General features: G+C 52.4%; 9 protein-coding genes. 5 read left to right on the top strand and 4 right to left on the bottom strand.

The features are described from left to right. Positions 1 to 62 precede the first annotated feature (62 nt). Complete coding sequence (gene nlpD, locus IAE50_RS17785; RefSeq protein ID WP_234467222.1) at positions 63 to 1157, top strand: murein hydrolase activator NlpD; 1095 nt, start codon at positions 63 to 65, stop codon at positions 1155 to 1157. Positions 1158 to 1283: 126 nt separating this feature from the next. Beyond that, complete coding sequence (gene rpoS, locus IAE50_RS17780; RefSeq protein ID WP_023481104.1) at positions 1284 to 2276, top strand: RNA polymerase sigma factor RpoS; 993 nt, start codon at positions 1284 to 1286, stop codon at positions 2274 to 2276. 55 nt (positions 2277 to 2331) lie between these two features. On the opposite strand, the gene IAE50_RS17775 is transcribed toward rpoS, so the two are convergent. Then, positions 2332 to 2712: a DUF4440 domain-containing protein gene (locus IAE50_RS17775; protein ID WP_200580855.1), complete on the bottom strand. Its 381-nt coding sequence runs from the start codon at positions 2710 to 2712 to the stop codon at positions 2332 to 2334. Continuing rightward, positions 2709 to 3917, bottom strand: coding sequence for an MFS transporter (locus tag IAE50_RS17770; protein WP_200580854.1), 1209 nt, complete (start codon positions 3915 to 3917; stop codon positions 2709 to 2711). The genes IAE50_RS17775 and IAE50_RS17770 overlap by 4 nt, the downstream gene beginning before the upstream one ends. Positions 3918 to 4025: 108 nt before the next feature. On the opposite strand from IAE50_RS17770, the gene IAE50_RS17765 reads away from it, so the two are divergent. Beyond that, a complete protein-coding gene (locus IAE50_RS17765) occupies positions 4026 to 4931 on the top strand; it encodes a LysR family transcriptional regulator (RefSeq protein ID WP_200580853.1) in 906 nt (301 codons plus the stop codon). A 24-nt stretch (positions 4932 to 4955) separates the two neighbouring features. Here the strand turns inward: IAE50_RS17765 and mutS are convergent, their stop codons facing one another. Together mutS and IAE50_RS17755 are read right to left on the bottom strand one after the other, a co-directional pair. Next, complete coding sequence (gene mutS, locus IAE50_RS17760) at positions 4956 to 7517, bottom strand: DNA mismatch repair protein MutS (protein ID WP_200580852.1); 2562 nt, start codon at positions 7515 to 7517, stop codon at positions 4956 to 4958. A 438-nt stretch (positions 7518 to 7955) separates the two neighbouring features. After that, complete coding sequence (locus IAE50_RS17755) at positions 7956 to 8897, bottom strand: amidohydrolase family protein (protein WP_200580851.1); 942 nt, start codon at positions 8895 to 8897, stop codon at positions 7956 to 7958. A gap of 135 nt (positions 8898 to 9032) precedes the next feature. On the opposite strand from IAE50_RS17755, the gene IAE50_RS17750 reads away from it, so the two are divergent. Continuing rightward, complete coding sequence (locus IAE50_RS17750) at positions 9033 to 9935, top strand: LysR family transcriptional regulator (RefSeq protein WP_200580850.1); 903 nt, start codon at positions 9033 to 9035, stop codon at positions 9933 to 9935. Between the two features lie 636 nt (positions 9936 to 10571). Next, the gene (locus IAE50_RS17745) at positions 10572 to 12110 is read left to right on the top strand and encodes a methyl-accepting chemotaxis protein (protein WP_232045223.1); all 1539 of its coding nucleotides are present in this window, start codon (positions 10572 to 10574) and stop codon (positions 12108 to 12110) included. Positions 12111 to 12504: the final 394 nt, after the last annotated feature.

Here is a 12504-nt window from a genome sequence, read left to right as displayed (position 1 = left end):
ATAATATTGGGGGAAAAATGAGCGCGGGAAGCCCGAAATTCACCGTACGCCGTGTCGCGGCATTGTCATTGGTTTCGCTTTGGCTGGCAGGGTGTTCAAATTCCAACAATACTCCGGCACCGGTCAGTTCCGTAGGCGGAAGCGCCAGCGGCAGCGACAACTCAGGCATGCTCATTACGCCGCCGCCTGCCATGAGCACTAACGCACAGCAGCCGCAAATGCAGCAAGTCCAACCGGTACAGCCTGTTCAACCCGTACAGCCGGTGCAGCCAATGCAGTCTCAACCTGTCCAGGCACAGCCGGTACAGACGGTAGATGGTCACATTGTCTATAACCGCAAATACGGCAATATCCCGAAAGGGAGCTACACTGGCGGCAGCACCTATACCGTAAAACGGGGCGATACCCTCTTCTATATTGCCTGGATCACCGGCAACGATTTCCGTGACCTTGCACAGCGCAACAACGTGGCTGCGCCGTATGGTTTGAACGTCGGCCAGACGTTGCAGGTAGGGAATGCATCTGGTACACCTATCACAGGCGGAAATGCAATAACGCAGGCTGATGCATCGGAACAAGGAATAGTCTCAAAAACTGCGCAAAATTCAACCGCGGTGGTTGCTTCGAAACCGACAATTACGTATTCTGAGACTTCAGGTGAACAAAGTGCTAATAAAATGTTGCCGAACAACAAGCCTGCGACACCTGTCACAGCGCCTGTTACGGCACCTTCCGTTAGTACAACAACCGAACCGACTGTCAGCAGTACAACAACCAGCTCGCCGATTTCAACCTGGCGCTGGCCAACTGAAGGCAATGTTATCGATAACTTCTCTGCCACCGAGGGTGGTAACAAGGGTGTCGATATCGCAGGCAGTAAAGGACAGGCTATCATCGCGACCGCAGATGGACGCGTAGTATATGCCGGTAACGCACTGCGCGGTTACGGTAATCTTATCATCATAAAACACAACGATGATTACCTGAGCGCCTACGCCCATAACGACACAATGCTGGTCCGGGAACAACAAGAAGTGAAGGCGGGGCAAAAAATAGCGACTATGGGTAGCACCGGAACCAGCTCTACACGCTTGCATTTTGAAATTCGTTACAAGGGGAAATCCGTAAACCCGCTGCGTTATTTGCCGCAGCGATAAATCGGTGCAAAGCAGGTGAGGTCATTCTCACTTATTCCGTTGCAGTGAGCGCAGATGCCGCTGCAACGGAGGTAAATGAGAATGCGTCAGGTGTTTTGCCCAGGGATCACGGGTAGGAGCCACTTTATGAGTCAGAATACGCTGAAAGTTCATGATTTAAATGAAGACGCGGAATTTGATGAGAACGGAACAGAGGCTTTTGACGAAAAAGTCTTGGTAGAAGAGGAACCCAGTGATAATGACCTGGCTGAAGAAGAGCTGTTATCGCAGGGTGCAACACAGCGTGTTTTAGACGCGACTCAGCTTTATCTTGGGGAAATTGGGTACTCCCCGCTCTTGACGGCCGAAGAAGAAGTTTATTTTGCACGCCGTGCACTACGAGGTGATGTAGCCTCCCGCCGTCGCATGATCGAGAGTAACCTGCGTCTGGTGGTGAAGATTGCCCGTCGATACAGCAATCGTGGTCTGGCTCTGCTGGATCTGATTGAAGAGGGCAACCTGGGGCTGATCCGCGCCGTTGAAAAATTTGACCCTGAACGTGGGTTCCGTTTCTCAACTTACGCGACCTGGTGGATTCGTCAGACCATCGAGCGGGCTATCATGAACCAAACCCGCACCATTCGTCTGCCGATTCACATCGTCAAAGAGCTGAACGTCTATCTGCGTACCGCGCGTGAGTTGTCCCATAAACTGGACCACGAACCGAGCGCAGAAGAGATTGCTGAACAGTTAGATAAACCTGTTGATGATGTCAGCCGTATGCTGCGTCTCAACGAGCGCATTACTTCAGTTGATACGCCGCTGGGCGGTGATTCTGAAAAAGCGCTGCTGGACATCCTGGCCGATGAAAAAGACAACGGCCCGGAAGACACCACGCAAGACGATGATATGAAACAGAGCATCGTCAAATGGCTGTTCGAACTGAACGCCAAACAGCGTGAAGTGCTGGCACGTCGTTTCGGTCTGCTGGGTTATGAGGCTGCGACACTCGAAGATGTAGGCCGTGAAATTGGTCTCACTCGTGAACGTGTTCGCCAGATTCAGGTTGAAGGTCTGCGTCGTTTGCGCGAAATCCTGCAAACGCAAGGGCTGAATATCGAAGCGCTGTTCCGCGAATAAACACCCTTTCTCGTCAAAAAGGCCGGTCGTAAAGACTGGCCTTTTTTCTTTTCTGCTACCCGGCAAGCGCCATTTCATGCAGATGCCGCCACATAAGCTTCCCGGCATCTTTCTCAAACACCACCGTTGACCAGCGCTGATGTGCAAGCTGTTCCGGCAATTGCTGCGTTTCACGGTAGCGCAGCACCGCGCCACTTTCCCACTCTGCCAGCACTTCGACATCATCCACACGAATGCTAAGCCCCGTGCGCGCCGCGCGCTGTGTCTGGAAAAAATTGACCAGCGCAGGCTTATCAAGCGTTGCTCCGCCTGGGGTAATCATGGTGAACGCGTCACTAAAGCGCGCCATCAGCGTCGCACAGTCGCCTTCGCCACGGCCCAGCCACGCTTCAATGGCGATGTGGGCATCAATAATCTCCGTCGTATAAACCTTCATGGTTGCTCCTGTTTTAGCTGTTGCAGGGTGTATTGGTTATCAAGGCGCAGCGCGCCCAAAAGCGGGAAAAGCGTAATTATCGCGGCGAGGATAAATGTCCCGCGATAGGCGATAAGAATCGGTAGTGCGTGCTGCAGCAGGCCGAGAACAAACGCCAGCAGCGTCGCGCCAATAAAAAAGCTCAGCTGGCGGTTAAGATTCCACAGCGCGCTGGCATCCGGCATCGCCTGATTATCGATGGTGAGAAAAGCGCAGCTCTGCGCGGTGCTGCTGCACAGGCTTCCACCCGCGCCCATCAGTGCGAAGCTGATGATAAGCATTGCCAGCGGCGTCGACGGGGTAACCAGCAGCAGCATCACAACGCCCACTGCCTGTAGCAGAGCGCCGATCATCACCAGCGGGCGCGGGCCGAGGCGATTGAAATAGCGGCCAGTCACGGAGATCGCCAGTGCGGAGGCGAGGGACCACGGCACCATTAACGCGCCGGTCACCGCAGGCGTGAGCCCCATCATGCGCTGCAAATAGAACATCCCCACCACGCTGACGCCAATAAACATCCCCGGCACACAGAGGTAAATAAGCATGGCGAAGCGCAGCAGTGAATTCTTCAGCAAAGAGAGATCGAGCAGCCGACGCGACACGGCGGGCTTTGCCTCCTCTTTCAGCCAGCACCCGGCCAGCAGCAGTGTCAGCAGGGCCAGTGGCAGCGTGACGAAGAAGATCCAGCGCCAGCCGAGCAGTTCCACCAGCAGCCCTCCGACCGCCGGTGAACAGGCGGGGGCGAGCAAGGCCACCAGCATCACGGCAGAGGAGATCTTTGCCCGCTCATGAGGCTTGAACTGCTGCCAGGCAAGGGCTTGCCCGACCGGGATCAGCAACCCGCCGCCTAACCCCTGCACTACGCGCCAGGTAATCAGGCTGCCCAGTGAGCCAGCAAAACCCGCCGCCAGCCCCGCCGCGCTGAAGAGTAACAGCGACAGCATAAAGAGCCGCCGTGCGCCGATAAAGCGCGTCAGCAGGGCGCTGAAGAGGATCGCCACCGTCAACCCGGCGATATAGCCATTGCTTACCCACGCCAGCGCGGAGACCGACGCCTGCAGGCTCTCTGCCATCGCCGGAAAGGCGACACTGGCGATAAACATATTGATCAAGTCGAGAAAAAAGCCCAGCAGATAGACCACCGCGACTTTGTTGCGATACCTCATTTTTCCTCCTTCTGTGCGGAGCGCTACTGTAGCCGCTGGCAGAAAGAGGATAAACGGCGCGGGTGGCGATATACTGTCAAACCTGTTTTGACAATCACGAGAGAAGCGATGCTCAATTTGCAACGCGTCGCCATGTTTATCGCCGTCGTCGACACCGGCAGTTTTACCGCTGCGGCCGCAACGCTCGGGCAGACCAAGGCGGTAATCAGTTTTAATATCCGCCAGCTTGAGGATTCGCTGGGCGTGGCGCTACTGCTACGCTCCACCCGCCGCTTAACGCTGACCGAGGCGGGGAGCCTCTTTTACCAGCGCGGCGTGGCGCTGTTGCGGGATGCCGAAAATTTGCAGGATGAGGTGCAGGCAAACCATATTGGACTCAGCGGCGAGCTGCGCATTACCACCACGCCGGAGTATGGCGCGCAGGTGGTGATCCCGGCGCTGGCCGCTTTCAGCGAGCGTCACCCGGCGCTGCGTATTCGCCACGTCTCTTCGTCCCATCACGCGGATCTGATTAGCGAGCGTTTCGATGTTGCTATTCGCCTCGGCACACTGGCGGACTCCCGCTATCACGCGGCGCTGATTTCACGCTTCGATATTCTTCCTGTCGCCGCGCCGCAGTGGCTTAGCCAGCACCCGATAACGACGCTGCACGCCCTGGCGCACGCGCCGTGGATTATTCATGAGCGGCTCGCTTCCCCGCTGCGCTGGCAGGTCACTGATGCGGCGGGCTGCGGGGAAATGCTGGAGATAAAGCAGCCCGCGCGTATCTTCGCCGACAGCGCGCAGGCGCTGATGTCGTTTGCCCTTGCCGGATGTGGTGTGGCGCTGCTGCCAGCGTGGCTGGTGCAAAACGCGCTGGCTGAAGGGCGGCTGGTGCATCTGTTGCCGGAGTGGAAGTTTGCGCCGCAGGGCGTTTACGCAGTCTATGCCGATACTCAGCATCTCTCTGCCAAAGTGCGCGCGCTGGTCGATTTTTTGCGCCAGTGGGTGGCGCAGGAGGAGGTTGCCGGATGACATTAGCGCCATCCGGCAGCGCTTTTAGACGAGGTTTTTTAAACGGTAGATCCACTCCAGCGCCTGGCGCGGTGTCAGGCTGTCCGGATCGAGATTCTCCAGCGCTTCAACCGCCGGATTGGTCTCTTCTGCCGGGGCAAGCAGCGACATCTGCGTGCCGTCAATTTGTGTCCCCGCTGCACTCGGCGAAAGGCTCTCCAGCTCCCGCAGTTTGCCGCGCGCGCGCTTGATCACCTCTTTCGGCACGCCCGCCAGCGCCGCGACCGCAAGGCCGTAACTCTTGCTCGCCGCGCCATCCTGCACGCTGTGCATAAAGGCGATGGTATCGCCATGCTCAATCGCGTCGAGGTGCACATTCGCCACGCCCTCCATCTTCTCCGGCAGCTGCGTCAGCTCGAAGTAGTGGGTAGCAAACAGCGTCAGCGCTTTGATCTTATTCGCCAGATTCTCCGCACAGGCCCACGCCAGCGACAAGCCGTCATAGGTTGACGTCCCGCGGCCAATCTCATCCATCAGCACCAGGCTGTTCTCGGTGGCGTTATGCAGGATGTTGGCGGTTTCGGTCATCTCAACCATAAAGGTCGACCGCCCGCTTGCCAGATCGTCCGCCGCGCCGACGCGGGTGAAGATGCGGTCAATCGGGCCAATCTCGACTTTCTGCGCCGGGACATAGCTGCCGATATAGGCCAGCAGGGTAATCAGCGCAGTCTGGCGCATATAGGTACTTTTACCGCCCATATTTGGGCCGGTAATAATCAGCATCCGGCGCTGCGGCGACAGGTTCAGCGGGTTGGCGATAAACGGCTCTTTCAGCACCTGCTCTACCACCGGGTGACGCCCTTCGCTAATGCGGATGCCCGGTTTGTCACTGAAGGTGGGGCAGCAGTAGTTCAGCGTATCGGCACGCTCGGCGAGGTTGATCAGCACATCCAGCTCCGCCAGCGCGGCGGCGCTCTGTTGCAGGTCGCCGAGGTGCGGCATCAGCAGATCGAAAAGCTCTTCATAGAGCTGTTTTTCCAGCGCCAGCGCTTTCCCCTTCGAGGTGAGGACTTTGTCTTCATACTCTTTCAGTTCAGGAATGATGTAGCGCTCGGCATTTTTCAGCGTCTGGCGGCGCACATAGTGGATCGGCGCCAGGTGGCTCTGCCCACGGCTGATCTGAATAAAGTAGCCGTGCACCGCGTTATAGCCCACTTTCAGGGTGTCGAGCCCCAGGCGCTCGCGCTCGCGGATCTCCAGCCGGTCGAGATAATCCGTCGCGCCATCGGCGAGGCTGCGCCACTCATCCAGCTCAGCATGGTAGCCGGGTGCAATGACGCCGCCGTCACGCACCAGCACCGGCGGGGCTTCAATAATGGCGCGCTCGAGCAGTTCGCGCAGTTCGCTGAACTCGCCCATTTTCTCACGCAGCGCCTGTACCGGCGCGCAGTCGACGTCAGCCAGTTGCCTGCGCAGCTCCGGCAGTTGCTGGAAGGCGTAGCGCATACGCGCCAGGTCGCGCGGGCGAGCGGTACGCAGCGCCAGACGTGCCAGAATACGCTCCAGATCGCCAACCTGACGCAACACCGGTTGCAGCTCGGCGGCGCGATCCTGTAATGCGCTGATGGTTTGTTGACGCTCGGTAAGCACTTTCGTATCGCGCACCGGCATGTGCAGCCAGCGTTTCAGCATGCGGCTGCCCATCGGCGTGACGGTGCGGTCGAGCACCGAGGCCAGCGTGCTTTCAATCCCGCCTGCGAGGTTCTGGGTGATCTCCAGATTACGGCGCGTCGCGGCATCCATAATAATGGTGTCCTGCTGACGCTCCATAGTAATAGAACGGATATGGGGAAGGGCGGTGCGTTGCGTATCTTTGACATACTGCAACAGGCAACCGGCGGCGCACAGGCCGCGCGCGGCGTTCTCAACGCCGAAGCCAATCAAATCACGGGTGCCAAACTGCATATTGAGCTGCTGGCGGGCGGTGTCAATTTCGAACTCCCACAGCGGGCGGCGGCGCAAACCGCGACGGCCTTCAATCAGCGCGGTTTCCGCAAAATCTTCCGCATAGAGCAATTCGGCAGGATTGGTGCGCTGCAGTTCAGCAGCCATGGTTTCGCGGTCGGCGGGTTCGCTGAGGCGAAAACGCCCGGAGCTAATATCCAGCGTTGCATAACCAAACCCTTTGCTATCCTGCCAGATGGCGGCGAGCAGGTTATCCTGGCGCTCCTGCAGCAGCGCTTCATCGCTGATGGTGCCCGGCGTGACGATGCGAACGACCTTGCGCTCCACCGGCCCTTTGCTGGTGGCCGGATCGCCAATCTGCTCGCAGATCGCCACCGATTCGCCGAGGCTCACCAGTTTTGCCAGGTAGTTCTCCACCGCATGATGCGGCACGCCCGCCATCGGGATCGGCTCCCCGGCAGAGGCTCCGCGTTTGGTCAGAGAGATATCCATCAGCTGCGACGCGCGTTTCGCATCGTCATAAAAGAGCTCATAGAAGTCGCCCATACGATAGAAAAGCAGAATGTCTGGATGCTGCGCTTTCAGCTTCAGGTACTGCTGCATCATGGGGGTGTGCGCGTCGAGGTTGTCTGTCGTACTCATCAGTTAGTGATGTCCATCTTCTTGAAAAATAATGAGTCAGTGATGTTTGTTGTTCTCATCGCTTATCACTTTCCTCACCGGAACTCATGAATTTGCATGGCGGTTCATGAAGGCGTAGCGAGCATGATAACGGACTCTGTGGGGCAGGAAAACAAGCGTGCGCGAAGCGGTTATTGAAAGCGACAGGAATGATAAAGCCAGATGATCAGGATAGAGCTGATAACGGCGAAAATCGTGGTTTACATCCCTCCTGTAGCGCTGCCGGGGTAAACTCTTTTTTCTACCTTTACATAGCCCTCTGAGGGAGAAGCTCCCTCAGGTCAAAATTGGCCGCCTGGATTAGTCTGTTGGTAGGCAGCAAACGAAGCGTTGCGATTATTAAAAAGCCGTAACCACACCATTGTCTCCCCGTCGCTGGATTTTGCGCCAGTGAGCCATTTATTTCATTAAACGGGGGAAGAGTTTAAGCCCGTTGAGATAATTAATTTCTCTTAACTGATCCCCCGTATAGTTTTCATAGTTATCCAGCTGATGGGCGAATGAAGTACTGACGGACGCAGGCGCATAAGGAAAGTCGCTACCGTAAAGGATATGTCCCGGCTCTGCAAAGGCCAGCAGACTTTTCAAAGCGACGTGACTACTGGACAACGCAGTGTCGAAGTAAAACTTTTTCATCTCCCCGAGCATCTCATCTTTGCTGAGCGTCGGGTGCAGTCCGGGTAATAACTCAGCAAATCGATATGAAGCGTAAGGCAAAAATCCTCCCGCATGAGAAAGGATCACGTTGATATTTTGACAACGCTTCATTACACCTTCTACAACCATATGTATCGCTGTCCGGGTGGTGTCCATCGGATAATCAATGACGGGGCCAGGAATACCAGCTATTGATGCCATCGGTGGTTTGGCCGGGTGGATAAACACAACAGCAGAACGACGATTTAATTCATCCCATACAGAGCTGAAACGCTCGTCTCCTAAATATATTCCCTGATAGTTAGTCATCAGCACTACACCATCAGCATCTAAATGCTCATAGGCATAATTAATTTCAGACAGCGAGGCATCAATATCCGGCAATGGTAAGGTTATAAAATTACCAAAGCGTCCAGGCATTTTCTGCACCAGATCAGCAGTATATTCATTAACCTTTCTCGCCATATCAATCATGCTCTTACCGTGCCATGCAGTAATACTGGGGGCAGTAAGAGAGAGAATACCTGTAGCGATCTGATTATCGTCCATAAAATTAATAGCATCCTCTGGTGTCCAGACTGGGCTTTTCCATCCGGATGGATCTCCGCCATGTTTAGCCAGCTCACCGGCCCAGAAAGGAGGGATCACGTGCTGATGAACATCAATACGATTTGAACAGGTCATACTATTTACCTTTTACGTCAGGAGGAAAATGGACTGCGTATTGAAATATATTAAGAGTGACATTTTAATCACTCAAATAGATTGATATCATCGAACAATAACTTTAAGTAATCGTTTGGTATCTGGAGAAAAGGCATGGAACTCCGTCACTTACGCTATTACGTTGCGCTTGTCGAAGAGAAACACTTTGGTAAAGCGGCTGAGAGATTGCATATTGTGCAACCGGCATTAACCAAACAAATACAGGCGCTTGAAGAACTTATTGGTACCACTTTATTAATCAGGAACAGTCGGCGGCTCTCTTTAACGAAAGCAGGTGAATTGTTTTATCATGAAGCCATAAAAACGCTAAGGCAGGCTGACTCTGCCGTAGAACTGGCTCAGAGGGCAGGGAAAGGATTGATCGGCGTGATCCGTATCGGCTACGTTGGTAACGCAGCACTTAGCGGCATGTTGTCGCATTATCTTTTTCAATACCGCTTACATTATCCCGATGTGGAAGTTTATTTAGAAGAAATGTCACCATGGGAAATTTGTGAAGCTATTCTCAATGAAGAACTGGATGTATCATTCGCGACAGATTTTAATAATAATTTGTCTGAACATTTGCTTGCACAAAAACTTATGTCATGGCACTGGGTAGTAGGGATGAGAAATGACCATCCTCTGGCAGCGAATAAATATATTTCACGTGAGCAGCTAAAAGATCAGGCATTTGTCGTATATAGCGACGAGAGAAACGATAGTGTACAAATTAGTATCTTACAACGCTTGCTAGGTGCGGCTCCTGTAATATCACATCAGGCTAAAAATACAATAGCCACTCTGACGTTAACTGCTGCAGGATATGGTCTTGCATTATTGCCATGCACATTAGTCAACATCAAAATGGCCGGGATAACATACCGTGAAATACTTGATTTTCCGGACCGAATGACTATGGAACTGTTATATAGAAAAAATGAATCCAATCCCGTGGTGAATTCATTTTTACGGGTCGCGTCAGATATGGATGTTTCTTTTCTTAATGAGAATTAACAGATTATCTAAGTGCTATAAAGATCCTGTTCTGCAATGCTGATTGTTGAGGAGTAAGGGATCTCGGGAATAAGACCACATTATTCTGCGCCCTCTCATTTCTAGTTGTGCCATTCTGCGCGATGCAGTTCAATATTAATGATCGTTATGAAATAATTTATTGATTAACAGCTGATTAAAGTCCTTTTCTATTTTGACAATCTATAAAAAATTTAGTTATAAAATGTGAAATGCGTAATAAATTATTTACGCTTTTATCCTTTCGGGTCGGTAAAAAATAAGTTAATGCTTTACATTGTGTTTATTATGTGATTTTGACTCTTTATTTTCAGTGACTTACGAATTTTTTACAAACGAAAGTCTTCTCTCCGTCACCATTTTTAACTGACACCGACTATTAACGTTAAAAAAAATGAAGAAGCTCATTTATAGTTAGAAATAGCGTTTCAATATTAAATTATCCATAGCTCGAGCCTATTGAATGTCGCGTTTAGACAGTTTTTAACGATCAATTTATAAACTCTCTTCCCTGTACGCCGATATAACCTGTGCCGTTCTTTCATTCGAATGGTATATCCGCAAACTTAATAAGGGAATAATATGAGAAATGATTCGCACGCAGTCAAAACAACAGGCATGAGTATCAGAAATAAAATCATGATCTCTTTTGGCGTATTGTTGTTATTACTTGCTTTAATTTCCGGGAATGCGCTTTATCGTCTCAGTGAAGCAAAAGGGAATATCACCGAGATTGTTACGGAGGTCTACCCGACAACCGCGCTGGCAAACGATCTGATACGCCAGGTTAATAACACCAGTGCTTTACTGCTAAACGCGCTGCTTGAAAAAGATCCGGCAAGTAAAAGAAATATGGTTAATGAGCTTACGGATCAGTCTCGCAAAATAAGCGCATTGTATACCGAGCTGAGCAGAGCAGCGGATGATGAACAATCACAATTGATGCTTGAGCAAATTAAGCAGGCTCGTGCCACGTATATTCAGTCGCGTAGCAAAGTGATTGAGATTATTGAATCAAATCCCGATGCGGCCATTGATGAGTACAATGCCAGAACGCGCGATTACACGACGCAGTACATCAGCAAAATTAGCGAATTTATTAAGCTGCAACGCAATGAGATGCAGGGTTCCTATGACGATTTCCTGGCTGACTACAGCCAAAGTAAGCTCATCATGTTAATCATCTCGCTTATTAGCCTTGCCTTTGGCGTAACCACCGCAATGGTGATGGCAAAGAATATTGTTAACCCCATTCGCCAGGTCGTGGATGCCGCTCAGCGTATTGCCAGGGGCGATCTCGGCCATGAGATCACTGTCATTTCTAAAGATGAGACCGGGCTGTTAACCAGTGCCATCATCAATATGCAGGAGGAATTGAAAAAGATCGTCGCGGAGATCCGCTCAGGTGCGGAAAACATCGCCACCGGCGCTTCGCAGATCATGGCAGGGACGCGCGATCTCTCGGCGCGTACTGAAGAGCAGGCCAGTTCGGTTGAGCAGACGGCTGCCTCGATGGAGCAGATTTCTTCGACGGTTAAAAACACGGGCGACAATACCGCTAACGCCTCGCAGCTCTCCGAAAGGGCAAGCCATGCCGCTAAAGATAATGGCAGGCTGATGACCTCACTCACCGAGGAGATCCATAACATCAGCAGTTCAGCCGATAAGATGTCAGACATCATCAACCTGATTGACTCGATTGCCTTCCAGACCAATATCCTCGCGCTTAATGCCGCTGTCGAAGCGGCGCGCGCAGGCGAACATGGCAAGGGATTCGCCGTCGTGGCGCAGGAAGTGCGTAACCTCGCGCAGAAAACGGCGAATTCATCAAAAGATATCCGCACGCTGATAGAGAACTCGACGCAGCAGAGTAACCGCGGGCTGGAGATGGTGCGTCAGGTGAACGGTAAGATGGATGAAATGGTGCTGAACGTTGATAACGTTTCGGAAATTTTAAAAGAGATCGAGCGTGCAAGCCTCGAACAGAGCGACGGCGTTCAGCAAATCAACATTGCTATCGGGCAGATTGATACCACCACTCAGCAAAACGCCTCGCTGGTTGAAGAGTCCGTTGCTGCCTCAGAAATGCTCAATGAGCAGGCGCGAGTGATGAAAGATCTGGTCAGCGTCTTCAAACTGGAACGCACGGCCAGTTGAGTCAGCGGCGATTGTGACGCAAGGGAGTTTCACTCTCTTACACTTGAAAACATTTAATAGTTACTCTGTAAAACTTATAGAAACTGAATGATGTATGGTTTCACTTTGACCGTGATGTGTATTTGCCGTTCCCACCCCAAGGAACGGCTTTTTTTTGCCTGCTGTTCCTCTTAACTTGCCACCCGTTGTGCTTGCCCGATATAACCCTGGTATATATAACTCCGTATGAACGTCAATTTGATGTTTTATCTCCTGCTGAGATAAAACATATCCCCGGCATCAGCGGGGTAGCGTAAAGGATGGTAGAACTGTTATTGTTTGTGAGTGTAATTCAGATAGTCGGCCGGTATGGGTATCCACTCAGGTTAGTAGAGAATAACGTTAGATATGATGA

It is taken from the genome of Kosakonia sp. S42, assembly GCF_016624785.1.
GTDB lineage: Bacteria > Pseudomonadota > Gammaproteobacteria > Enterobacterales > Enterobacteriaceae > Kosakonia > Kosakonia cowanii.
Note: the sequence above shows the minus strand (reverse complement) of the source record. Positions and strands in the feature narration are given on the sequence as shown.